This is a genomic window from Nocardioides koreensis, from assembly GCF_039531775.1.
GTDB lineage: Bacteria > Actinomycetota > Actinomycetes > Propionibacteriales > Nocardioidaceae > Nocardioides > Nocardioides koreensis.
In genome coordinates this window covers 812,289-835,582 of the sequence record NZ_BAAAQR010000001.1, presented here as the reverse complement: position 1 = coordinate 835,582, position 23,294 = coordinate 812,289, and the positions used below count along the sequence as shown (strand labels likewise).

17 protein-coding genes are annotated in these 23,294 nt (G+C 71.8%); 5 read left to right on the top strand and 12 right to left on the bottom strand.

Annotation, left to right across the window (positions count from 1 at the left end; translation table 11 throughout):
- Nucleotides 1–315 precede the first annotated feature (315 nt).
- The 4 genes from ABD268_RS04010 to ABD268_RS03995 all read right to left on the bottom strand — a co-directional run bounded on the left by ABD268_RS04010 (nt 316) and on the right by ABD268_RS03995 (nt 9,560).
- On the bottom strand, nt 316–1,344 hold the full coding sequence (locus ABD268_RS04010) for a GNAT family N-acetyltransferase (RefSeq protein ID WP_344147910.1): 1,029 nt from the start codon (nt 1,342–1,344) through the stop codon (nt 316–318).
- Nucleotides 1,345–1,496: 152 nt separating this feature from the next.
- The gene (locus ABD268_RS04005) at nt 1,497–5,057 is read right to left on the bottom strand and encodes a (Fe-S)-binding protein (protein ID WP_344147908.1); all 3,561 of its coding nucleotides are present in this window, start codon (nt 5,055–5,057) and stop codon (nt 1,497–1,499) included.
- 294 nt (nt 5,058–5,351) lie between these two features.
- Complete coding sequence (locus ABD268_RS04000) at nt 5,352–6,908, bottom strand: M4 family metallopeptidase (RefSeq protein WP_344147905.1); 1,557 nt, start codon at nt 6,906–6,908, stop codon at nt 5,352–5,354.
- Nucleotides 6,909–7,082: 174 nt separating this feature from the next.
- Complete coding sequence (locus tag ABD268_RS03995) at nt 7,083–9,560, bottom strand: hypothetical protein (RefSeq protein WP_344147902.1); 2,478 nt, start codon at nt 9,558–9,560, stop codon at nt 7,083–7,085.
- Between the two features lie 88 nt (nt 9,561–9,648).
- Between ABD268_RS03995 and ABD268_RS03990 the strand changes: the two genes are divergently transcribed.
- Nucleotides 9,649–10,389, top strand: coding sequence for a nucleotidyltransferase domain-containing protein (locus tag ABD268_RS03990; protein ID WP_344147899.1), 741 nt, complete (start codon nt 9,649–9,651; stop codon nt 10,387–10,389).
- Between the two features lie 54 nt (nt 10,390–10,443).
- On the opposite strand, the gene ABD268_RS03985 is transcribed toward ABD268_RS03990, so the two are convergent.
- From ABD268_RS03985 to ABD268_RS03970, 4 genes are all read right to left on the bottom strand, one after another.
- Entirely contained in the window at nt 10,444–11,190 is a 747-nt protein-coding gene (locus ABD268_RS03985) for an IclR family transcriptional regulator (protein ID WP_344147896.1), read from the bottom strand.
- 31 nt (nt 11,191–11,221) lie between these two features.
- The gene (locus tag ABD268_RS03980) at nt 11,222–11,560 is read right to left on the bottom strand and encodes a hypothetical protein (RefSeq protein ID WP_344147893.1); all 339 of its coding nucleotides are present in this window, start codon (nt 11,558–11,560) and stop codon (nt 11,222–11,224) included.
- A gap of 86 nt (nt 11,561–11,646) precedes the next feature.
- Nucleotides 11,647–12,837, bottom strand: coding sequence for an MFS transporter (locus ABD268_RS03975; protein WP_344147890.1), 1,191 nt, complete (start codon nt 12,835–12,837; stop codon nt 11,647–11,649).
- Between the two features lie 137 nt (nt 12,838–12,974).
- A complete protein-coding gene (locus ABD268_RS03970; protein WP_344147887.1) occupies nt 12,975–14,255 on the bottom strand; it encodes a choice-of-anchor P family protein in 1,281 nt (426 codons plus the stop codon).
- A gap of 258 nt (nt 14,256–14,513) precedes the next feature.
- Here ABD268_RS03970 and hutH point away from each other — a divergent pair, with 258 nt between their 5' ends.
- The 4 genes from hutH to ABD268_RS03950 all read left to right on the top strand — a co-directional run bounded on the left by hutH (nt 14,514) and on the right by ABD268_RS03950 (nt 20,204).
- On the top strand, nt 14,514–16,064 hold the full coding sequence (hutH, locus tag ABD268_RS03965) for a histidine ammonia-lyase (protein WP_344147884.1): 1,551 nt from the start codon (nt 14,514–14,516) through the stop codon (nt 16,062–16,064).
- 47 nt (nt 16,065–16,111) lie between these two features.
- Nucleotides 16,112–17,764, top strand: coding sequence for a urocanate hydratase (hutU, locus tag ABD268_RS03960; RefSeq protein WP_344147881.1), 1,653 nt, complete (start codon nt 16,112–16,114; stop codon nt 17,762–17,764).
- Between the two features lie 73 nt (nt 17,765–17,837).
- Nucleotides 17,838–19,097, top strand: a complete 1,260-nt coding sequence (locus ABD268_RS03955) for an MFS transporter (RefSeq protein ID WP_344147878.1) — start codon at nt 17,838–17,840, stop codon at nt 19,095–19,097.
- 93 nt (nt 19,098–19,190) lie between these two features.
- On the top strand, nt 19,191–20,204 hold the full coding sequence (locus ABD268_RS03950; RefSeq protein WP_344147876.1) for a M48 family metallopeptidase: 1,014 nt from the start codon (nt 19,191–19,193) through the stop codon (nt 20,202–20,204).
- Nucleotides 20,205–20,331: 127 nt separating this feature from the next.
- Here the strand turns inward: ABD268_RS03950 and ABD268_RS03945 are convergent, their stop codons facing one another.
- From ABD268_RS03945 to ABD268_RS03930, 4 genes are all read right to left on the bottom strand, one after another.
- Nucleotides 20,332–20,475: a hypothetical protein gene (locus ABD268_RS03945; RefSeq protein ID WP_344147873.1), complete on the bottom strand. Its 144-nt coding sequence runs from the start codon at nt 20,473–20,475 to the stop codon at nt 20,332–20,334.
- Nucleotides 20,476–20,591: 116 nt separating this feature from the next.
- Nucleotides 20,592–21,458, bottom strand: a complete 867-nt coding sequence (locus ABD268_RS03940) for an HpcH/HpaI aldolase/citrate lyase family protein (protein WP_344147870.1) — start codon at nt 21,456–21,458, stop codon at nt 20,592–20,594.
- Nucleotide 21,459: 1 nt separating this feature from the next.
- On the bottom strand, nt 21,460–22,557 hold the full coding sequence (locus ABD268_RS03935; RefSeq protein WP_344147867.1) for an HpcH/HpaI aldolase/citrate lyase family protein: 1,098 nt from the start codon (nt 22,555–22,557) through the stop codon (nt 21,460–21,462).
- 68 nt (nt 22,558–22,625) lie between these two features.
- Nucleotides 22,626–23,201 carry a DnaJ family domain-containing protein gene (locus ABD268_RS03930; protein ID WP_344147864.1) on the bottom strand — a complete coding sequence of 192 codons (576 nt, stop codon included), beginning with the start codon at nt 23,199–23,201 and terminating at the stop codon, nt 22,626–22,628.
- Nucleotides 23,202–23,294 lie beyond the last annotated feature (93 nt).

Sequence of the window (23,294 nt, the reverse complement as noted above, 5' to 3'; positions counted from 1 at the left end):
ACGGGGATCGATGGGTTCACTGACAGCCACCGCCGAAGCCTCGGGGCAGAAGTGTCACCACCAAGATGATTCAAAGTGTTACCGATGTCTTGATGCAGAACTGTCACCGATGTCCTGCCACATGACAAAAGTCAGCCGTGAGCCGGGAGCCGCCCGCAACCCCGAGCGGACCCTTCCCTGTAGCTGCCAAGACCCCAAGCACGGCGCACCCGCAAGCCGGGAGCCGGCCGTACCCTCGAGCAAACTCCCGCCGTAGCCAGCCAAAGACCGAAACCACCGCCGACCCGCGAGCCAGCAGCGAGCCCGTGCTGACCGCTACTGGTTCCCCGCACGCGTGAGCTGATGAACGCAGGTCTCGGCTCTGGGCTCGTACCCGAGCCCCGTGTAGAGCCGGAGCGCCCCCGATGGATTCGCCGCATCCACGCCCAGCGTCGCCATCTCCATGCCGGACGTCGCGAAACGGCGCATGGACTCCCGCAGGAGAGCGCTGGCGATGCCTCTTCCCCGATGGGTCGAGGCGACGGCCAGCTCGTCGGTGTAGCCCTCCCGCACGCCGGTCGCCTCCCAGTCCTGCTCGTAGGCGCAGTTCAAGGCTGCCCCGACAACGGCTCCGGTGTCTTCCTCGACAGCGAGGACCGACCACTCGGGCCGGAACGCCTGCGCCGTCACGGCTTCCGCCCACATCTCCGGCGTGCGATCCACATGACCCCAGTGATCCCGGAATGCCGCATCCACGGTGGCATGGACCTCCTCGCCGCGTTCCTCGTCCCAGTCGACGAGGCGCACGCCCGCGACGTTCGGGACCGGCAGTGGGTCCCTCAGCGTGAGGGCCATCTCGAAGAAGTAGCGCTCGACCGTCAGTCCGTGGCGTTCGGCCAGGTCCCGGACATCGGCCTGTCCCACCGGCGCGAACAGGCTCATCACCAGGGGCCCGTACCCGTCGCGTCGGGTAGCACGGTCCCACTCCAGGCCATGCGCCATCTCCCAGCGCAGCACTGCGCGGCCGATCCCTTGGTTCCTGGAATCCGGTCGGACCGCTCCGCCGAGGCGGACGCCCCGTTTCTCGGTGACCACCCGATTGCAGCCAGACCATCCGACTGCAACGATCCGACCCTCCGCATCTGAACCGACGAGCGTGTCCTCCTCGGGCCGGGACCGGGGCGAGTCCCAGAACTCCTGGAGACCGGCGAGCGACTTGCGCTCCGGGTTGTCGTCGTACGCCTCGCACTCCGCGTAGAACGCAGCGACGGCCGGGAGCCGGTCCCGATCGATGGGCTCCCAGGTCAGTCCCGGAATGACATCCAGGGCGGCGCGTGCCTCGGCTTCGCTGAGTTCGAAGATCACCCGGGTGAGCGTGGCCGTCGCGCCGACCTCACGCAAGTGAGTTCTCGCCATGGGCGAGGGCGCTGGCTGGTCCCGACCGACAAGACGCGACGGCGGTGACCCCGGTCCACGTGCATGACCTGGGACCACCGCCGGCAGCGGGTGGGAGTCGCTCAGAGATCGAAGAGCGAGCCCGTCTCGTTGATGTCGACGTCGGTCTTCGGCTGGTGAGACGCACCGTTGCTCGACGGCGTCGGCTTCTTCTCCTCGGCGGGTGCCTCGGTGTCGTCGGCCTCGTCCGCAGAAGACTCGGTCTCGGTGCTCGCCGCCTCGGCCGATTCTGCTGCCTCCGCCGGAGACTCGGTGGGCTCCTCCTCCGCGGAGCTGGCCGCAGCGGTGGCGGCGGCGCTGACCGCCGCACCCCCGCTCAGCCCCTCGGTCGCGGTGGACTCGTCCTCGGCCCCGGCCGGCTCGGACTCGGTGGCCTCCGCCGTGGTCTCGGACCCTGCAGCGACCTCGGGCTCTGCCGCCGGCTCGGTGGACTCCGCCGACTCGGCGGCTTCAGGGGCCGCGATGTCGAACAGCGAGCCGCCCTCGGGGATCTCGCTCGACGGCGCTGCCGCGGGCTTTGCCGGTGCCGTCGAGGTCTTCGCCTCCTCGGTCTCCGGCTCCGGCTCCGGCTCCGGCTCAGCCTCGGTCGAGGGTTCCGGCTGAGCCTCGGGCTCGGGCTCCGGGGCCTTCTCCTCCGCCTGGGCGGGTTCCGCGGGCTCGGGTGCCTCGAGGTCGAACAGGGAGCCGCCCTCGGGGATCTCGCTCGCCGTCGTGGCCGTGGGCTTCGCGGGGGCCGGCTTGGCCTCCGCCTTCTCGGCCTCCGGCTCCGCCTCGGTCTCGGGGGCGGGCTCCGGCTCCGGGGCCTTCTCCTCGGTCGCGGCCGGCTCTGCCTTCGCCGCGGGCTCGGGAGCCTCGAGGTCGAACAGCGAGCCGCTCGAGGGGATCTCGTTCGCGGGCTCCGCCGCGGTGCCGGATGCAGCAGGCGCGGCTTCGGCCCCGGCCGGCTCGGTCGACTCGGCCTTCGCGGGCTCGGCCTTGGTCTCGGGCTCCTCGCCGCCCAGGTCGAAGAGCGACCCACCCGCGCCGAGGTCGGCCTCGGCCTTCGCGGGGGCGGGCTTCGACTCGGTCTCGGGCTGGGCCTTCGCCGCCGGCTCGGCCTTCGCCTCGGGCTCGTCGCCCCCGAGGTCGAAGAGGGAGCCGCCGGACGACGGAGCAGCCTTGGCCTCCTGCTCGACGGTGGCGTCGGAGTCGGCCGTCTTCGCGGGCTCCTCCTTGGCCTCGGGCTCGTCGAAGAGAGAGGACCCGCCGGAGGCCTTGGCGGCCGGCCCGACGTCCTCGGTCTCGGTGACGGTCTCCTGGGTCTGCGTCTCGTCGCCGGCCTCGGGCTCGGCCTTGGTCTCGACCGCCGTGGCGGCCTTCGCCGCGGGAGCGGCCGAAGGGGCCGAAGCGGCAGGAGCGGCCGCCTTGGCCGCGGCGCCCGCACCGGGCTGCAGCTTGGTGGCGCTCTCGCCCTTGACCGAGGCCAGCAGCATCTGGGCCACGTCGAGGACCTCGACCTCCTCGCGTGCCTCGCCCTTGGCCTGCTGGGCGGTGAGCCCGTCGGAGAGCATCACGCGGCAGAACGGGCAGCCGACCGCGATCTGGTCCGCACCGGTGCCGACGGCCTCCTTGGTGCGGTTGACGTTGATCCGCTCGCCGAGGTTCTCCTCCATCCACATGCGGGCGCCACCGGCGCCGCAGCAGAAGGACCGCTCCGAGTTGCGCTCCATCTCCACGAACTCCGCGCCGGGGAGCACCTGGAGCAGCTCGCGCGGCGGGGTGTAGACGCCGTTGTGGCGACCGATGTAGCAGGGGTCGTGGTAGGTGATCGACCGCTTCGAGGCGCCGGCGCCGTCCGTGACCGGCGTCAGCCTCCCCTCGCGCACCAGCCGGTTGAGCAGCTGCGTGTGGTGCACGACCTCGAGCTCGACGCCGAACTCCTTGTACTCGTTCTTGAGCGTGTTGAAGCAGTGGGCGCAGGTCGAGACGACCTTCTTGACCTTGTACTCCTGGAACGTCTCGACGTTCTGCTGGGCCAGGCCCTGGAACACGAACTCGTTGCCCGCGCGGCGGGCCGGGTCGCCGGTGCAGGTCTCGCCGTTGCCGAGGACGCCGAAGCTGACGCCGGCCATGTCGAGCAGCTCGGCCACGGCGCGGGTGGTCTTCTTGGCGCGGTCCTCGTAGGCGCCGGCGCAGCCGACCCAGAACAGCCAGTCGACCTCGTCGAGCGACTCGATCGTCTCGCCCACGACCTTCACGTCGAAGTCGAGGCCCTTGGCCCAGTCCATGCGCGCGTTCGGCGACATGTTCCAGGGGTTGCCCTTGTTCTCGAGGCCCTTGAAGAGCCCGTTGAGCTCGGCCGGGAAGTTGGACTCGACCAGGATCGCGTAGCGGCGCATGTCGACGATGTGGTCGACGTGCTCGATGTCGACCGGGCACTGCTGCACGCAGGCACCGCACGAGGTGCAGGACCACAGCACGTCGGGGTCGATCACCGCCGAGCCGTTCTCCGGCATGTAGAACCAGTCGTCCCCGGTCTCGCCGACCAGCGGGCGCTCGGCCTCCAGGGTCAGGGTGTCGTTGCCCTCGAGCAGCCCGGCGCGGTCACCCTCGGCGGCCTGGAGGTACGGCGCCTTCGCGTAGGCGTGGTCGCGCAGCGCGGTGATCAGGAGCTTGGGGGAGAGCGGCTTGTCGGTGTTCCAGGCAGGGCACTGGGACTGGCAGCGACCGCACTCGGTGCAGGAGGTGAAGTCGAGGATGCCCTTCCAGCTGAAGTCCTCGATCGACCCCGCGCCCAGCACCGAGTCCTCGTCGAGGTCGTCGATGTCGTCGAGCGTGATCGCCTTGCCCGCCGAGGTGAGCGGCTTGACGGCGCCCAGTGCGGTGCGGCCGGAGGACTCGCGCTTGAACCAGATGTTGAAGAAGGCCAGGAACCGGTGCCAGGCGACACCCATGGTCAGGTTGACCGAGATCGTGATCATCCAGATGAACGAGATCAGGATCTTGAGCATGCTCACGAAGTAGATGGCGTTCTTCAGCGAGGAGTCCGACATCCCCGAGAAGGACTCGCCGAGCCAGAAGGTCAGCGGGTAGTGGAACGCGGTCGAGCCGTCCTCGAGCGCGTACTCCAGACCTCGCAGGGTGACGATGCACAGGCCGACGCCGAGGATGACGAGCTCGACGAAGTAGGCCTGCCACATGGTCGAGCCGAAGAACCGGCCGCGGGTGCCGCGGACGCGCTCGTCGGGGCGGCTCACGCGGTAGCCGATGAATGCGATGATCGCCACGAGCATCGCGAAGGTGACGATCTCGGTCAGCCACTCCCACAGGAAGAAGTGGCCGATCAGGGGGAGCGCGAACTCGGCGTGGAAGAGCTGGCCGAACGCCGTCACGAGGGTGAAGAACAGCAGCCCGAACCCGATGAAGATGAACCAGTGGCCCGCGCCGACCCAGTGCCACTGCAGCATCCGGGTGTGGCCGAGCGACTCCTTGAGCATCGTCACCGTGCGCTTGCCGGGGTCGTTGCTGCGCGCTGCCGGCTGCCCCACCTTCATCACCGCGATGATCTGGCGGATCGCCCTCACGAAGAGGGCGATGCCGACGGCGGCGATCGCGAGTGAGACAACGATGGCGAAGATCTGCATGGACTACTGCTCCTCGTCGGGGCGGCGGCGCGTCGTCGGTTCAGGACGCGTGGTGAGCCTAGAGCGGTGGGCTCGTCCGCGTCAGTGCCCGAACCTTGTGAGACGGATCCTACCCGCAGGTAACTTCGCGCTGGACGGGTGTACGCCGACCGGGCGCCGTGCCCGGGAACGACGACGGCGGCCGGTCCCCGAGGACCGGCCGCCGTGGCCTCGACGAGCTAGGCCGACGAACGGGTAGTTCGACCAGCGAGCTCGACGGTTGAGCTCGACCTGCGTGAGGCGAGCTCGGGGGGATCAGTTCACCGACACCGCCGACCAGGCGGCCTTGACGCCGGCCACCTGGGTCGAGGAGGCGCCGTACAGGTCGGTCGCCGCGTTCACCGTGGCCACGCGGGCACCGGCGTAGTCGGTGCTGGAGGTCATGTAGACCGTCAGCGCGCGGTACCAGATCGCCGCGGCAGCGGTGCGGCCGATGCCGCTCACCGTGGAGCCGTTGCAGGTCGGGCTGTTGTAGGCGATGCCGTTGATCGACTTCGCGCCGCTGCCCTCGGACAGCAGGTAGAAGAAGTGGTTGGCGGGACCCGAGGAGTAGTGGACGTCGACGCGCCGGGTGGCCTTGCTCCAGCAGTCCTGGCTGGCCCCGTCGAGGGACGGCTTGTCCATGCGGCGGATGAAGTTGGTCGCCGGGTTGTAGCTGCGGAAGATCTCCTCGCCGATCACGTAGTCGGCGACGTCGTTGGAGTTGTTGGCGTACCACTCCACGTTGGTGCCCATGATGTCCGAGGTGGCCTCGTTCAGGCCGCCGCTCTCCCCACGGTAGGTCAGGCCGGCCGTGCGGCTGGTGACGCCGTGGCTCATCTCGTGACCGGCCACGTCGAGCTCCACCAGCGGGAGGTACGTCGTCGCGTCGCCGTCGCCGTACCGCATGCAGAAGCAGGAGTCGCTCCAGGACGCGTTGACGTAGGCGCCGTCGTGGACGTAGGAGCGGGCGCCCTTGCCGTCGTTGGCGATGCCGTTCCGGCCGAAGGTGGACTTGTAGTAGTCCCAGGTCTTCGCGATGCCGTAGTGCGCGTCCACCGCGGCCGTGGCGGGGTCGCTGGTGGAGCCGTTGCCCCAGACGTTGTCGGCGTCGGTGAAGAGCGGGGTGCTGCTGCCGTAGGGGCCGTTGTACGTCGCGTTGCCGCCGCGGACCGGGTCGACCATCTGGTAGCTCGCGCCGGACTTGGTGGTGTCCAGCGAGACGGTCCCGCTGAACAGGCCGTCGCCGGAGCCGGTGTCCTCGAGGACCGAGGCCCAGTGGTCGAGGACCTTGCCGCTGCGGGCACCGACGAAGACGTACTCACCGGCGGGCGAGCCGTCGGCGTTGCGGCCGGTGACGTCCACCTGCCAGGCCAGCGTGGGCGCCCGGTGCGCCGCGAGGACGACCAGGTCGTGGGTCGCCCGAGTCTTCGCGAAGTCGACGACCGCGGCGGCCTTGGTGGTGGCGGCCCTGGCCGTGACCGACGCGGTGGTCGGCAGCTGGAACGGCGTCAGGGTGCGGCCGGACACCGAGCGGAACGAGCCGCCCTTGCCCTGGTGGACGACGAAGTCGCCGCCGACGACCTCGAGGCCCTTGTAGGTCCGGTCGAAGCGGACGTGGCTGGCGCCGTTCGCGTCCAGCACCGTGTCCCGGACGACGAGGCCCTGGCCGCTGCCGACGCCGGCGTGCGCCTGGGCGTTGGCCCGGGCGTCGCTGATGCTGGCCGCGGTCCGGTTCTGCTGGGTGGGGGCTGCCTGAGAGTTGCCTGCCGTGGCGACCATGGCTGCGGTGACGCAGCCCAGCGCGAGGGCAGAAGCCAGGGTGGGCTTCATGCACGAGCTCCTGAGGGGGTTGGGTGGGTAACCCGTTCCGTCCGGTCGGGCGAAGCGGTGAGCGGATTCCATCCCGCTCCCGCCGCCCCCACAAGATGATTCGTCCTGCAGAAATGTGAATTGCACGAACCTGCACATGACCCGAACGGGTGAGTGGCACACGACGCCATCGGCTCAGCCGAGCCGGCGCACCCCGGTCACGATCCCGCCCCGGCCGAAGCCGACCTTCATCCGCACCTCCGGGTCCGAGGCGGTCCGCGCGCACAGCGTGTAGTGGTCCCCGTCGCGCAGGTACGGCTGGCCGACCGCCCGCATGACCCCCCTCGTGGTCATGCCGGGGGTGACCAGCTCACGCACCCGCGCCACGGACTGCCGCAGCTCGGGGTTGCGGCAGGAGTCGGGGGCGATGCCCTCGGCCCGCTCCCACATCTGCAGGTAGGCCTCCGCGCCGCGGGCCATGTCCTCGGTGATCGCGGCCCCGTCACCGGCGTGCTCGCTGTCGGCCACCTTGCGGAGGTCCTCGATCCAGTCCGGGTAGAGGCCGTACTGCGCGACCCCGTCGGCGTTGATGTCGTAGACGCGCTTGCCGGCGTGCTGCTTGCGCACCGTCACACCGTTCAGCCCGGTGAAGGGATAGGTGACCGGGTTGGGCACGTCGGTGCCGCGCGGGTCGCCCTGCGCGCCGAGGCCGTTCATGTCCGCGCCGTACCCGAGGCCCCAGTAGTAGCGCCGGTCGGCCCAGCCGAGGTGCGCGCGCCACTTCTCGACGAACCCGGTCGAGTCCCCGGCGTATGGCGTGATGAAGCCGCCCAACTTGTAGATCCGGGGGTAGGCGTCCGGGGTCGACCAGGAGTGGCTGGAGACCACGCCGGGGTAGTGCATCGCCTCGACCTGGTCGAGCGCGGAGTCGCGGGCCTCGACGCTCATGTGGTCGGGGTCGAAGATCATGTGCCGGTCCGCCAGCGCGTTGATGGTGTGCTCGCCGAGCGTGGTCAGGCCGCGCGCGTTGCAGTGGTCCGGCGGCGGGTAGAGGGGCAGGGCCGGGAGCTCGGCGGTGTCGTAGAGCTGCCCGATCGCGCCGAACAGCGCGTCCTGCTGCTCGGCGGAGATCTCGGGCGCCGCCAGCTGGTTGTGGTCGTGGGCCGCGGGGTCGGCCGGCTCGCAGTGCCGCATGTCCCAGAAGGTGCCGGTCTCGAGGAAGTTCGCGCTGTTGACCGCGACGCCGGTCTCGCCCGCGTCGCCGGCGATGCCGGACAGGGCGTTGTCGAACTTGTTGACCAGCTCCATCTGGCGCACGCCCATGCGGTGCACCTGGTCGAGCTGCCGGTCGATGTTCTCCGGCGTGCACTCCGCCGCCGGCTGGTCGCCGCCGGGCAGGGCCTTGAAGGTGCAGCCGAACGGCACGCTGGTCTCGATGCCCATGATCACCGCCATCTTCCCGGCGTTGATCACCTTCCGGGCCTGGAACGGGTTCGTCACGATCCGGTAGAAGCCCTTGCCCGGGCCCCCGAACTGGGCGTCGACGTAGTCCTGCATCTTGTACATGTCCCTCGCCTGGAGGCGGATGGAGTCCATGTCGTCGCAGGAGTTGTGCTTGATCGGGTAGAGCTGGCACAGCTGGTTGTTCTCGACCAGCAGGTTCACGAAGATCCGCTGACCACCGCGCCAGGAGCGCTCCAGCCACCGGTAGTAGGTGCCCTCGTGGGTCAGCGAGTCCGGTGCCGGCCAGTCCTTGAACGTCGGCCAGCCGACCGGGTCGTGGTGGGGCCGCCCGGAGAGCGCGGCCTCGAGCGGGCTGGTGCCGGCCGCGTGGTCGGGGCAGTCGACCAGCGCGTACGGCGCGCCGTACCGGTCCCAGGGCTTGCCGCAGTGGACGTCGCCGCCGAGGAACTCGAAGGCCATCCCGTGGGTGTGCGCGTCGACGTAGCCGCGCACCTCCTGGTACGGCGTCACGCCGGCGTGCGGGTCCCCGGAGATGTCGATCTGGGACTCGGGGTACGCCGTGCAGCCCGAGGCCCGGGTCGGCAGGAAGCGGGTGGTCCCGCCGCTGCGCAGGGGGGTGTCGCCGTTGCGGAAGGAGATCCGCCCGTCCCGCATCCGCGCGGTCCACTCGGTGTCCGGCCCGGGCTCGGCGGCCTTGTCACCCGAGGCGCTCACGAAGCGCCGCGAGGCGTCGTAGAGCAGGTAGGTGCCCAGCTTCGTGGGCTTGAAGAAGAGCGGCTCGCTCCGCGCGGTGAGGGTGTAGCACCCGTTGGCCATCGCGTACCGGTCCTGCGGGTGCTCCAGCCGGGGACCGGTGACCGGCACCGTCGTCAGCCGCGGGTCCGGGGTGCGGCGCTCGGCGGCGACGTACGCCGCGGCGGTGCGCTTCTGGGCCGCGGTCGTCGGGTCCTGAGTCTCGGCGCCGGTCTCGCCGGCCCGGGAGAGGGAGTTCTTGGTGGCCGGGTCGTTGTGGTCGTGCGGCGGGGTGCCCGGCGGGTCGACGTGCGGGCGGGCCTCGAGCACCGCCGCCTTGGTGGCGTCGTAGCGCTTCAGCAGGTTGCCGTCCCGGCTGCCGTAGGAGGGCATCGCCACCGCGGTGGCGACCAGGGCTGCGCCGAGCGCGCCCGTCCACAGCAGGCGACGGATCGGACCTCGGTTGCGATGGGTCACGTGGGTTCCTCTCCCGGGCATCGGCTCGGTGCGTTCAACGAGCGTGGCGGCGCGACGTCACTGTGGTGGGACGCCCAGACTGGGCGCCGTGATCGGAGACGAGGACCGGGGCGACGCGGTGACCGCCGCGCGACGGCTGGTCGAGGAGCGGTTCCCGGACGCGCGGGCCGCGTTCCTGGGCGGCAGCGTCGTGCTCGGCGGCGCCACCGCGACCTCGGACCTGGACGTGACGGTGGTGCGGGCCGAGGGCGCGGCGTACCGCGAGTCGCTTACGTACGCCGGCTGGCCGGTGGAGCTGTTCGTGCACACGCCGGCGTCGGTGCGCCACTACGTCGGGAAGGACCTCGAGCGGCGCCGGCCGACGATGGCCCGGCTGGTGTCCGCCGCGGTGGTCCTCCTCGACCGCGACGGCTCCGGCGCGGCGCTGGCCGCCGAGTGCGCGGCGGCCGTGGCGGCCGGGCCCGGGCCGCTCGCGGCCGCCGAGCGCGACGCGCTGCGCTACGGGCTGACCGACCTCCTCGACGACCTGGCCGGGGGTGGCGACCCGCCGGCCCGGACGGCGGTCGCGGTGCACACGTGGCAGGCGGCGGGCGAGCTGCTGCTGGCCGCGGAGGGTCGGTGGTCGGGCACCGGCAAGTGGCTGGTGCGCGAGCTGGCGGCGTACGACGCGGAGGCGGGGTCGGCGTACGCCTCGCGGCTGGACGCCGGGCTCAGGGCCGCGCTCGACGGGGACCCGGGCCCGCTGACGCAGGTGGCCGACGAGGTGCTCGCCCGGTGCGGCGGCCGCTTGTGGGTGGGCTACCGCGCCGGCGGCGAGACCGCGGACTAGGGTGCGTGTCTCAAGCCGCGCAGCAGGCGCATCGACTTGAGAGACGTGCCCTGGCTAGGAGCGGCCGCCGATGCGGCGGCTGAGGCCGTCCGCGGCGCGGCGTACCTGCTCGGCCAGCACGGCCGGATCGCCCTCCGCGTAGGTCACTGCGACGCCGGCGACCGGGTGGGCGTTGTGGTCGAGCACGGCGGCGGCCACGCTGGCCAGGCCCGGCGTCACCTCCCCCTCCTCGGTCGCGTAGCCCCGCTGCCGGGTCTCCGAGAGCACCGTCCGCAGCGCGCTCAGCGTGCGCGGTCCGGTGCCGTGGCGGTCGACGAAGGCGCTCGGTCCGGGGTAGAGCGCGCGGACCTGGGCCGCGGGGAGCCCCGCCAGGATCGCCCGGCCGCTCGCGGTCAGGTGGGCCGGGAGCCGCACGCCGACGTCGGTGACCAGGGGTGGCCGCCCGGGGGCGCGCTCCTCGAGCACGTAGAGCACGTCGCGCCCGTGCAGCACCGCCAGGTGCGCGCTGTGCCCGACCCGGTCGACCAGCGCGGCGAGCGGGCGCCGGGCGATGCGCTGCAGCGGCTCCTGGCGGGAGTAGCCGCTGCCGACCTCGAACGCCGCGACCCCCAGCCCGTAGCGGTGCTCGTCGGCGAGGTGCACCACGAAGCCCTCGTCGACCATCGCGCGCAGCAGGTGGTACGCCGTGCTGCGCGGCAGGTCGCAGGCGCGCATGATCCGGTCCAGCGGGACCGGGTCGGGCTGGCTGGCCAGGAAGCGCAGGACCCGGAGCGCACGTGTCGCTGCCGGGACCTGGCTCATGCTCCGGAGACTAGTGCTCCGGAGTGCGTCGTCAGACGCGCTTGTCGTCGGGGTCGACCCGCTGGGCCTCGCGGATCCGGTCCTCCTGGTAGGCCTGGTCCATGTGGACGCCCTGGCGCGCCTCCGCGGCCTGGTGCTCGGCGCGCTCGGCCTCGAGCCGCTTCGCCTCCGCCTCGGCCTCGGCCCGCTTGGCCTCGCGCTCGGCGTGGGCGATCGAGTCGGACTGGGCGGCCGCCTCCGTGCGCAGCTCGGTCGCGTGGGCGCGCCGCTGCTCGTTCTTCCTCTTGTTCATCATGAGTGCGACGACGACGCCGAGCACCACCAGGATGACCACCAGGACGACGATCCAGACGATGGCTCCTCCGGACATGTTCCCTCCAACGGTCGGTCCCGGCCGGTGCCGGGGATCTTGGACCAGTGGTACCCCGCCCGGCACCGTTTCAAGCCTTCGACCGGTCAGGACAGCTCGCGCTCGCCCTCGACCGGCACCAGGGGAGCGGCGAGCACCGGGAACAGTGCGCCGAGCGCGAACGTCGCGGCGTACCCCAGGTGCGCGACCGCCAGGCCGGCGAGCGGTGGCACCGCCGAGGCGGCCAGGAACTGGGCGGTGTTCTGCACCCCGAGCGCCCGGCCCGACCAGGTGGCGCCGGCACGCTCGGCCACGGCCGTGAAGGCCAGGCCGTTGTCGGCGACGGTGAGCACCGTGGCGACCACCAGCAGCGCCACCGCCAGGGCCCACCCGCGGCCGGCGGCCAGCCCGAGCAGGGCCATCACCGCGGCCGCCGCGACCGCGACCCAGCGCAGCGGGCGCATCCGGCTGCCGACGACGTCGGAGAGGTGGCCGGCCGCGATCCGGCCGAGCGCGCCGGCGAGCTGGGCCGCCGCGACCAGCGAGCCCGCCGCGGCCGGGGACCAGGACCGGGCCTGGACCAGCCAGACCAGCGCGAAGGTCCAGACCAGGAACTGCGGCACGACCAGCAGCACCGAGACGCCGTGCACGCGCACCAGGAAACGGTCCCGGCGGTAGGGGTTCGCGGACCCGCCGGTCCGCGGGTCCGGGCGGGGCGGGTCGAGGACCACCAGGGCCACCACCACGAGGGCGAGCGCGCAGGCGAGCGTCGGGACCCACAGCGCCGCGTGCACGCCGTACCGGTCGGCGAGGACGGCGATGCTCACCGCCGCGACGCCGACACCCACCGGCTGCGCCATCTGCCGGATCCCCATGGCCAGCCCGCGCCGGGCCGGCGGGAACCAGCCGACGACCACCCGGCCGCTGGCGGCGTTGGTGCTCGCCGCGGCGGCGCCGGCCAGCAGGAGCGTCACGACCAGCACCCCGGTGCCACCGCCCAGGGCGGCCAGGGCCCCGAGCGCGGTCGTCGCGGCCAGGCCCCACAGCAGCGCGAACCGCTCGCCGTACCGGTCCGACACCGCTCCCCAGGCGACCAGCGCCAGCATCACGCCGACGGTCGGGGCGGCCGCGACGAGGCCCGCCTCAGCGAGGCTGAACCCGTCCGCGTGCAGCGCGGGGATGAGGAACGCCGGCCCGTGCATCATGATCGCCGCCGCGGCCTGGGCGAGGGTGCTGGCGCCGAGCATCGACCAGCGGCGCAGGGTCCCGGGGTCTGCGGTCACGGCGGTCGCGGGCATGTGCTCCAGTCAACGCCCGCGTGGCCGGACGGCGCCGGTGTTTCTTGCCTCGTGACCTGTGAGAAAGGCCATCGGACGCACCGACGCCGGACGCGAGGTGCGCGTCCGGCGTCGGTGTGGTGCTGGGGTCTGCTGGGTCAGCGATCGGCCCGCTTGATGTAGAGCTTGGCCTCACCGAGGTTGACCACCGACTCCGGGGCGCCGGAGTCGTCGAGCAGCGTGATCCGCAGCGCCGTCACCGCGAGGCCGCTGCTGACCTTCTTCACGATGTTGCGCTCGAGCCGTGCGACGCCCGGGATCTCCAGGACGTCGGTGTCCGGGAAGCTCTGGGGCTCGCCGTTCGCCGTGATCGTCCCGATGGTGGTCTTGGCGTGGCGGACGAGCTTCTGGAGATCCGCACCCTTGCGGGTCACGTTGACCCGGCCGACGATCCCGTCGATGACGAGCTGGCCGTTGCCCAGGTTCACGTTGGCGATGCGGCCCTGCTCGTAGCCCCAGGCGCGGTCCTTGCGCTGGGTGCCCTTGCCCTGGGCCTCGACCCCGCTGGCGATGAGCTGGCCGCCGAGGTCGACGCTGGCGGTGGCGTTCTTCCGGACCTCGCCGTGGGTGCCCTGGCAGGGCATCGGCTGGTACGGCGTGCGACCGACGGTCACGTGTCCGTCGGCCGCACGGGCGCGCGTCCCGGTGGCGTACCCCCCGAACAGGCCCGACTTGATGCCGCGGGTGAGCTGGGCGAAGGCCTGGGCCACGTGCACCTTGCTGCCGGTCGCGGCCGAGGTGATCGTCACGACCTCGGCGCGGGCGCGGGCGAGCTCCTTGCCGGCGGACGTCTTCGGGGTGCCCATGTCGATGGTGGCGACGCCCGGGATGTCGAGCGTCTGGCCGGGGTCCGGGACCGGGAACTCCTGGGCGGGGCCGGCCGGCGGCGTCAGCACGATCTTGGCGATGTCGCTCGTCGTGCGGGCGTGGAAGCCCGTGTCGTCGTGGGAGGCCACGGCGGTCGACTGGATGCCTGTGAGCGACAACGAGCCGGCGGGGGTGTCGGCGAGCGTGATCTTCGCGATCGCGTTGCGCGAGTGGGACGCGACGACGCCCGACCTGCTCTTGGTGGTCCAGGCGCGGGTCGTGATCTCGGAGGCGGTGCCGATGCCCGGGATCTGCTCCGAGAGGGTGTGGTTGCGCTTGTCGACGCCGGCGTCGTTGGTGCAGCCGATCACCTGGAAGGCGGTGCTGCCGGAACCGGCCGGCACCTGCCCGCCGTGGACACGGCTGCCGAAGGCGTAGGCCTTGAACGCGAACGAGGTCGGCACCTTCCGGGCCGTGTCGGGCGTCGAGGCTACCCCCGCGCCGGACGTGAGGACGGTCCCGCCGGCGGTGGCCAGCGCAAGCATGGTGGTGGTGGCAATCAGTCTTCGCATGAGCTCTCTCTCTTAACCCCTCGAGAGCCCGAGAGCATGCTGGGCGCCCGGGCGTTTCGTTGCTGCGGATGACGTGACACGGCCACCCCATGTACGCCGGTCGCCGTGACGTTACCCATCGGTCACATGTTTCAGACGTGCCGTCTCGCGCTTTCTGATGCGGTCCGGACGTGCTCCGTGTCACAGGGGTCTGGGATCCGAGACATGAGGTGTTCCCGGACGCTTGGCCGCGCTCCCCGCGGCGCGTTGGATTGACGCATGCAGTCCTCACCAGTTGCCGTCGGAACCGGTCCCGTCTCCCCCGAGGAGCTCCTTGCCGTCGCCCGTGACGGGGCCCCCGTCGAGCTGGCCCCCGACGCCGCCAAGGCGGTCGCGGCCGCGCGCGCGGTGGTGGAGGACCTGGCGTCCGCCACCACGCCCGCCTACGGCATCTCGACCGGCTTCGGCGCGCTCGCGACCCGGCACATCCCCGGCGAGATGCGGGCCCAGCTGCAGCGCTCGCTGGTCCGGTCGCACGCGGCCGGCTCGGGCCCCGAGGTCGAGCGCGAGGTGGTCCGGGGCCTGATGCTGCTGCGGCTCTCGACGCTCGCGACGGGGCACACCGGCGTACGCCTCGAGACGGCGCAGCTGATGGCGTCGATGCTGAGCCACGGGATCACGCCGGTGGTGCGGGAGTACGGCTCGCTGGGCTGCTCCGGCGACCTCGCCCCGCTGGCGCACTGCGCCCTGGCGCTGATGGGGGAGGGCGAGGTCCGCGACGCGACCGGCACGCTGATGCCGGCCGCGGAGGCGCTCGCCGCCGCCGGCCTGGTGCCCGTCGAGCTCGCGGCCAAGGAGGGGCTCGCCCTGATCAACGGCACCGACGGGATGCTAGGCATGCTGGTCATGGCGATCGCCGACCTGCGGATGCTGCTGCGGACCGCCGACGTCGCCGCCGCCATGTCGGTGGAGGGCCAGCTCGGCACCGACCGGGTCTTCGCCGCCGAGCTCCAGGCGATCCGGCCGCACCCCGGCCAAGCGCTCTCGGCCGCCAACCTGACCCGGGTGCTGGCCGACTCCGGGGTGGTTGCCTCGCACCGCGGACCGGACTGCAACCGGGTCCAGGACGCCTACTCGCTGCGCTGCTCACCCCAGGTCCACGGCGGCGCCCGGGACACCGTCGAGCACGCCGCGCAGGTCGCCGGCCGCGAGCTGGCCTCGGCGGTCGACAACCCGGTGGTCCTCGCCGACCAGGGGCGCGTCGAGTCCAACGGCAACTTCCACGGGGCGCCGGTGGCCTACGTGCTCGACTTCCTCGCGATCGTCGCGGCCGACGTCGCCTCGATCAGCGAGCGCCGCACCGACCGGTTCCTCGACAAGGCCCGCAACCACGGGCTGCCGCCGTTCCTCGCCGACGACCCCGGCGTGGACAGCGGGCACATGATCGCGCAGTACACCCAGGCCGCGATCGTCTCGGAGATGAAGCGGCTCGCGGCCCCCGCGTCGGTCGACTCGATCCCCTCCAGCGCGATGCAGGAGGACCACGTCTCGATGGGCTGGTCCGCGGCCCGCAAGCTGCGCCGCTCGGTCGACGGGCTCACCCGGGTCGTGGCGATCGAGGTGCTCACCGCGGCCCGCGCCCTCGACCTGCGACGACCGCTCGAGCCCTCGCCGGCCACCGGCGCCGTCGTACGCCTGCTGCGGTCCGCCGGGATCGAAGGTCCCGGACCGGACCGCCACCTCTCGCCCGAGATCGAGACCGCCGTGGAGCTGGTCCGGTCGGGCGCCGTCCTCACCGCCGTCGAAGAAGTGATCGGAGAGCTGTCATGAACCAGGAAGCTGCCGGGGGTCGAGTGGCCGCCGAGGAACGAGCCGGCGTGTCGAGACCGCCCATCCACGCGGCCACCGGCACCGAGCTGTCCGCGAAGTCGTGGCAGACCGAGGCGCCGCTGCGGATGCTGATGAACAACCTCGACCCCGAGGTCGCCGAGCGCCCCGAGGACCTCGTGGTCTACGGCGGCACCGGCCGGGCGGCCCGCAGCTGGGAGGCGTACGACGCGCTGGTCCGGACGCTGCGCACGCTCGAGGACGACGAGACGATGCTGGTGCAGTCCGGCAAGCCGGTCGGGGTGATGAAGACCCACGAGTGGGCCCCACGGGTGCTCATCGCCAACTCCAACCTGGTCGGTGACTGGGCCAACTGGGAGGAGTTCCGGCGGCTCGAGGAGCTCGGCCTGACGATGTACGGCCAGATGACGGCCGGCTCCTGGATCTACATCGGCACCCAGGGGATCCTGCAGGGCACGTTCGAGACCTTCGCGGCCGTGGCCGACAAGAAGTTCGAGGGGACGCTCGCCGGGACGATCACCCTCACCGCCGGGCTCGGCGGCATGGGCGGCGCGCAGCCGCTCGCGGTCACCATGAACGACGGCGTCGTGATCTGCATCGAGTGCGACCAGTCGCGGATCCAGCGCCGGATCGACCACCGCTACCTCGACGTCCAGGCGGGCTCGCTGGAGGAGGCGGTGCAGATGGCCGTCGCCGCCCGCGACGAGCGCCGCCCGCTCTCGATCGGCGTGCTCGGCAACGCCGCCGAGATGGTGCCTGCGCTGCTCGAGATGGAGGCGCCGATCGACGTCGTGACCGACCAGACCTCCGCCCACGACCCGCTGTTCTACCTGCCGGTCGGTACGGCGTTCGAGGACTGGGAGCGCGAGCGCACCGAGGATCCGGTCGGGTTCACCAAGCGCGCCCGGGAGTCGATGGCCGCGCACGTGCGGGCGATGGTCGAGTTCCAGGACCGCGGGGCCGAGGTCTTCGACTACGGCAACTCGATCCGCGACGAGGCCCGCAAGGGCGGCTACGACCGGGCCTTCGAGTTCCCCGGCTTCGTGCCGGCCTACATCCGGCCGCTGTTCTGCGAGGGGAAGGGGCCGTTCCGCTGGGCCGCGCTGTCCGGCGACCCGGCCGACATCGCCGCCACCGACCGCGCGATCCTCGAGCTCTTCCCCGACAACGAGCGGCTCCGCAAGTGGATCACCATGGCCGGCGAGCGCGTCCACTACCAGGGCCTGCCTGCCCGGATCTGCTGGCTGGGGTACGGCGAGCGGCACCTCGCCGGCCTGAAGTTCAACGAGATGGTCGCCTCCGGTGAGCTCAAGGCGCCGATCGTGATCGGCCGCGACCACCTCGACTGCGGCTCGGTCGCCTCGCCGTACCGCGAGACCGAGGGCATGCTCGACGGCTCCGACGCGATCGCCGACTGGGCGATCCTGAACGCGCTGGTCAACACCGCGTCGGGCGCGTCGTGGGTGTCGTTCCACCACGGCGGGGGCGTGGGCATGGGCCGGTCGCTGCACGCCGGACAGGTGTGCGTCGCCGACGGCACCGATCTGGCCGCGCAGAAGATCGAGCGCGTGCTCACCAACGACCCGGGCATGGGCGTGATCCGCCACGTCGACGCCGGCTACGACCGCGCCGTCGAGGTGGCGGCCGAGCGCGGCGTACGCATCCCGATGACCGAGGGCTGACCTCGCCGCCGGGAGCGGCCGCCGCGAGGAATCCCGGTGGTCGCGCCGCCGGACGGTGGTCCAGAATGCCGCTGTGACTGACGGGGCGGTTGAGACGGACCAGATCAGACCGCCGGCGGTCCTCCCACCCCGTCTGACGAGGCGCGGGATCCCCACCGACCCGACGCTGCGGGTGCTCGCGCTGGCGACCTTCGTCAACCGGGCCGGCACCGGCGCCTCGACGACCACCTTCGCGCTCTTCTTCACCCAGAAGGCCGGGCTCGCCGCCACCGACGTGGGCCTGGTCCTCTCGGTCGGCGCCGTGCTCGCGATGCTGGCCCAGGTGCCGCTGGGCCACCTCGGCGACACCCGCGGCCCGCGCGAGACCATGCGGGCCCTGACCGTCGCCGCCGGCGCGGTCCTCCTGGGGCTGCTCGTCGCACGGTCGCTGTGGGCGGTCATGGTCGTGATGTCACTGGCGACCGTGCTGATGTCTGGCAACAGCGCCGTGCGCAACGGCTACATAGCCCGGGTGGCAACGGGCGGGCGGGGCGTGATGTTCAAGGCCTACCTGCGGGCCGTCACGAACGTCGCGATGAGCCTCGGCGCGGCGCTCGGCGGCCTCGCGCTGCTCCTGGACCAGACCTGGGCCTACCTGGCGGTCTTCGCGCTCGACGGGGTCTCCGGCATCGCGACCGGCCTGCTCTGCTCGCGGTTGCCGCACCTCGCGCCGGCGCCCGCCCGGGCCGCCGGGGAGCCGCGGCTGGCGGTGCTGCGCGACCGCCCGTTCGTGGTGGTGACCCTGCTCAACGGCGTGGTCGCCATGCACTTCGTCGTGATGACCCTCGCCATCCCGCTGTGGATCGCGGCGCACACCGAGGCGCCGACGTCCATGGTCGCCGTCCTGCTCGTTCTCAACACAGTGGCCGTCGCGGTCTTCCAGGTCCGGCTCACCCGGGGCGCCGACGACGTGATGTCCTCGGCGCGGGCGATGGTGATCGGCTGCGGCTGGATCGCGGCGGGTTTCGTGGTGATGTCGTTCAGCAGCGGCACCTCCGCTGCCGTCGCCGTCGTGCTGCTGGTCCTCGGCGCTGCCATTCACGTCGTGGGGGAGATGGTCTCCAGCGGTGGGCAGTGGGGGATCTCGATGGGACTGGCCCCCGACGACCGCCAGGGGCAGTACCAGGGGTTCGCCGGGCTGGGCTTCTCGATCTCCAACGTCGTGGCGCCGACGCTGATCGCGCTGCTGTGCATCGAGTGGGGTCGCCCGGGGTGGTGGGTGATGGGCGGGCTCGTGCTCGGTGCCGGCCTCCTGTTGGTGCCCGCCAGCCGCTGGGCACTGCGCACGCGCTGAGCGCGCCGCTGACCGGGCACTCGGAGGAGCTTTCGAGGCCATGACCGGGCGATCCGAGGCAGAGCGTGGCCGGCGTCGTGCGAGAGTGACCCGGTGACGACGCAGCCGACCCGCGCCCGGGTCACCTTGACCGGCATCAGCTCCCGCGCCTGGGAGCACCCCGCGGACCGGGGTGCGCTCGTGGCCTTGCGCCGGCTCAAGGGCTTCGACACCGTCCTCAAGGCGACCTCGGGACTCTTCAACGAGCGAGCCGTGCGGCTGGTCTTCCTCGGCTCGGCGATCCGGGTCGACGAGCGGCAGTTCCCCACGATGCACCGTCTCCTCGGTGAGGTGGCCCGGACCCTCGACGCCCCGGAGCTGCCCGAGCTCTACGTCGCGGCGAACCCGCTGCTGAACGCGATGACGATCGGCATGAACAAGCCCATCATCGTGGTCAACTCGGCGATGGTGGACCTGCTCGACGACGAGGAGATGCGCTTCGTCCTCGGTCACGAGCTGGGGCACGCGGTCAGCGGGCACGCGGTCTACCAGACCCTGCTCCAGCGGCTGATCCAGCTCAGCGGCGTGCTCTCCGTGGTCCCCGTCGGTGGCCTCGGCGTGCGCGCGATCATGGCCGCGCTCTACGAGTGGTCGCGCAAGGCCGAGCTCTCCGCGGACCGGGCCGGCCTGCTGGCCACCCAGGACCCGGCCACCGCGTTCCGCACCCACATGAAGCTCGCCAGCGGCGGACACCTCGACGACCTCGACGCCACCTCGTTCTTCGCGCAGGGCCAGGAGTACGACGACTCCGGCGACCTGCGCGACTCCGTGCTGAAGCTGCTGCTGATCGAGAACCGGACCCACCCGTTCGCGGTGGTCCGGGCGAACGAGCTGCGGCGCTGGGTCGACTCGGGTGAGTACACCCGGCACCTCGTCGGTGGCTATCCCCGACGCGACACCGACGACGACGCCCGGGTCAGCGAGGCCGCCGCGGCCGCCGCCCGCAGCTACTCGGAGACGTTCAAGCAGAGCCAGGACGCGGTCGGCAAGCTCGTGCACGACGCGGCCGGGTGGCTCGGCAGCGCCAAGCTCTGGCTCGACGACGTGCTGCGCCGCGACGACTCCTGATCGGCTTTGGGTCGTGCTGCCGCGGCCTCCAGAGTGCCGGAAGGTGCCCGGTCGCGGAAATGCGACGACCCCCGGACCTGGCGTGGTCCGGGGGTCGTGCCGTGCTGCGCTGGAGCTGGGTCCAGTGCTAGTAGAACCTTCGTCGGGTGCCACCGATCGGAACGAAGTTCAGGATGAGACCGACGATGAGCAGAATCGCGCCGATCGTGGTGAGCACAGGGATGCTCGCCACGAGGCCGATGATGAGCAGAATCAAACCCAGAATAACCATGTCAACCTCCTCCCAAGGTCTGGTTCGTGACCGACTAGTACCACTCCTGGAAGGAGTTCAAACTTCCTCCGTCGGTAACAATTTCGACAGCCTCTTCGAGAGGTCAGGACCGGGCCTCAGCCGGCCAGCGCGCGGATGGCCTCGTGGATGGTCAGGGTGCGCTGCGCGGACTCGACGTGGAGGTTCTCGATCATCCGGCCGTTGTAGGTGACCACGCCCGAGCTCCTGTCCTCCCAGGCCTGCAGGATCCCGCGGGCGTCCTCGACGGCCTGCTCGCCGGGCGCGAAGGCCTCGTTGGCGCCGTCGACCTGACCCGGGTGGATCAGCGTCTTGCCGTCGAAGCCCATCTCGCGTCCCTGCCGGCACTCGGCCAGGAAGCCGTCGGAGTTCTTCACGTCGTTGTAGACGCCGTCGAGGATCACCTTGCCGGTGGCCCGCGCGGCGAGCAGCGCCAGGCCGAGCCCGGCCAGCACCGGCTGACGGCCCGGCACGTGCTCGGCGTACAGCTCCTTGACCAGGTCGTTGGTGCCCATCACCAGGACCGTCAGCCGCTCGGAGGCGCCGGCGATCTCCTCGGCGTGGAGCATGGCGTACGGCGTCTCGACCATCGCCCAGAGCTTGGTGTGCTCGGGGGCGCCGTGGCCGGCCATCGCCTCGACGAGCTGCAGCACCGCGTCGGCGCTGTTCACCTTGGGTACGACGATCGCGTCGGGCCCGGCGGCGCACGCGGCCGCGAGGTCGTCGGCGTGCCACTCGGTGTCGGCGCCGTTGATGCGGATCGTCAGCTCGCGCGCGCCGTACTCGCCCGAGCGCACCGCGGCGCAGGCCTTCTCCCGGGCCTCCGGCTTGGCGTCGGGCGCGACCGCGTCCTCGAGGTCGAGGATCAGGCCGTCGCACGGGATCGACCTGGCCTTCTCCAGGGCGCGGTCGTTGGAGCTCGGCATGTAGAGGACCGAGCGGCGGGGGCGGAACGTCGCGTCCATGTCAGGCCTCCTCGCCGTCGAGGGCGTCGTACTGCTTCTTCAGCTCGGGGTCGATCGCAGCGAGCTGCTCGGCCAGCTCGACGAGGACCAGGCACTGCTTGAGCGAGGCGTCGTCCTCCATCTTCCCGTCGAGCATCACCGCGCCGGTGCCGTCCCCCATGGCCGCGACCACGCGGCGCGCGTGCCTGATGTCCTCGACGCTCGGGCTGAACACCCGGTTGGCGATCGCGATCTGCTTGGGGTGCAGGCTCCAGGTGCCGACGCAGCCGAGCAGGAAGGCGTTGCGGAACTGGTCCTCGCAGGCCACCACGTCGGCGATGTCGCCGAACGGCCCGTAGTAGGGGTAGATCCCGTGCATCGCACACGCGTCGACCATGCGCGCGATGGTGTAGTGCCACAGGTCCTGCTGGTAGGTGGTGCGGTTGGCGTCGACCTCGCTGATGCCGAGGTCGTTGACCGGCGGGTCCTGGCGGACCAGGTAGCCGGGGTGCCCACCGCCGACCCGGGTGGTCTTCATCCGCCGGTCCGCGGCCAGGTCGGCCGGGCCGAGGCTGAGCCCCTGCATGCGCGGCGAGGCGCCGCAGATCTCCTCGATGTTGACCATGCCCCGGGCGGTCTCGAGGATCGCGTGCACGAGGATCGGCCGGTCCAGCCCGGCCTTGGCCTCGAGCTGGGCGAGCAGCCGGTCGACGTACTGGATGTCCTCGGCGCCCTGCACCTTGGGCACCATGATCACGTCGAGCCTGTCGCCGATGGCGGGGACCAGCGTGGTCAGGTCGTCGAGCGCCCAGGGGCTGTCGAGCGCGTTGATCCGGGTCCAGAGCTGGGTCTTCGCCTGCGGGCCGCCGAGGCCGTCGGTGCCCTGGGCGATCGTCACCAGGCCCTCGCGGGCGGCGACCTTGTTGTCGGCCTTGATCGCGTCCTCGAGGTTGCCGAGCAGCACGTCGACGGTGCCGACCATCTGCGGCACCTTGGCCGCCATCTTCTCGTTGCTCGGGTCGAAGAAGTGGATGGCCCGGCTGGGGCGGGCCGGGATCTCCGTGAGGGGGGTCGGGGCGCCCACCGCGAGGGGGCGGAAGAAGTCCTTGGCGCTTCGCATGCTGCGGAAACTAGCAGCGGGTGGTTACCCGCCGGTATGACCGATTCAACAGCGGAGGCGACGAAGAATCAGCGCCGCCACCACCGGCGCCGCCGGGGCGGCTCGGCGTCCCGCGTCCTGCGCACGGCCTCGGCCTGCGCGGCCCTGCGCGCCGTACGCCGTTCGCGCCATGCCGCGAGCTCGGCGTCGACGTCGCGCGGCATGGTGATCAGCGGCGGGCCCTCGGGCGGGCGGTAGCGGGCGGCGATGACCCGGGCGTTGAAGTCCTCGAGCTCGCGGCGCACCTCGGCCTCGACGTTCAGCGTGTCGAGCCGGGCGTCGAGCTCGGCGTCCTCCTTGCGCAGCTGCACCGACGGCGGCAGCACCCCGGTGATCTGCTCGCGCTCGACGAGCTTCTTGAGCCACCAGTCCGGGTCGTGCTGGCCGCCGAGGTCCTTGATCGGCTTGCCGGCGCCGGGCAGGTCGTCGAACTCGCCCTTGGCCATGGCCACCCGGATCTGCTGGTCGACCCAGCTCGCCTGGTGCTGCATCCGGGCCGCGGCGGCGCTCCGGCCGGTGCGTTCGTCCAGCTCCGCCGGCCGGTCGTGCTTCTGCGGCTCCTCGTCGGGCCGCTCCTGCGTCCACTTCTCGGGCACGTCCCTCACCCCCAGGCCACCGAGGATAGTCGCCGCCCGGAACGCCGACCCGGAGCCGCTTGTCTCGGATGTGAGATCGCCACGCGGGGCCGGTCGTTGACC

Excerpts from the sequence above, each read along its gene's own strand:
- ABD268_RS04000 (WP_344147905.1), bottom strand. The coding sequence starts at position 6,908 with ATGAAGCCCACCCTGGCTTCTGCCCTCGCGCTGGGCTGCGTCACCGCA.
- ABD268_RS03975 (WP_344147890.1), bottom strand. The coding sequence starts at position 12,837 with ATGCCCGCGACCGCCGTGACCGCAGACCCCGGGACCCTGCGCCGCTGG.
- ABD268_RS03940 (WP_344147870.1), bottom strand. The coding sequence starts at position 21,458 with ATGGACGCGACGTTCCGCCCCCGCCGCTCGGTCCTCTACATGCCGAGC.
- hutH (WP_344147884.1), top strand. The coding sequence starts at position 14,514 with ATGCAGTCCTCACCAGTTGCCGTCGGAACCGGTCCCGTCTCCCCCGAG.
- ABD268_RS03935 (WP_344147867.1), bottom strand. The coding sequence starts at position 22,557 with ATGCGAAGCGCCAAGGACTTCTTCCGCCCCCTCGCGGTGGGCGCCCCG.
- ABD268_RS03945 (WP_344147873.1), bottom strand. The coding sequence starts at position 20,475 with ATGGTTATTCTGGGTTTGATTCTGCTCATCATCGGCCTCGTGGCGAGC.
- ABD268_RS04005 (WP_344147908.1), bottom strand. The coding sequence starts at position 5,057 with ATGCAGATCTTCGCCATCGTTGTCTCACTCGCGATCGCCGCCGTCGGC.
- ABD268_RS03970 (WP_344147887.1), bottom strand. The coding sequence starts at position 14,255 with ATGCGAAGACTGATTGCCACCACCACCATGCTTGCGCTGGCCACCGCC.
- ABD268_RS03985 (WP_344147896.1), bottom strand. The coding sequence starts at position 11,190 with ATGAGCCAGGTCCCGGCAGCGACACGTGCGCTCCGGGTCCTGCGCTTC.
- ABD268_RS03980 (WP_344147893.1), bottom strand. The coding sequence starts at position 11,560 with ATGTCCGGAGGAGCCATCGTCTGGATCGTCGTCCTGGTGGTCATCCTG.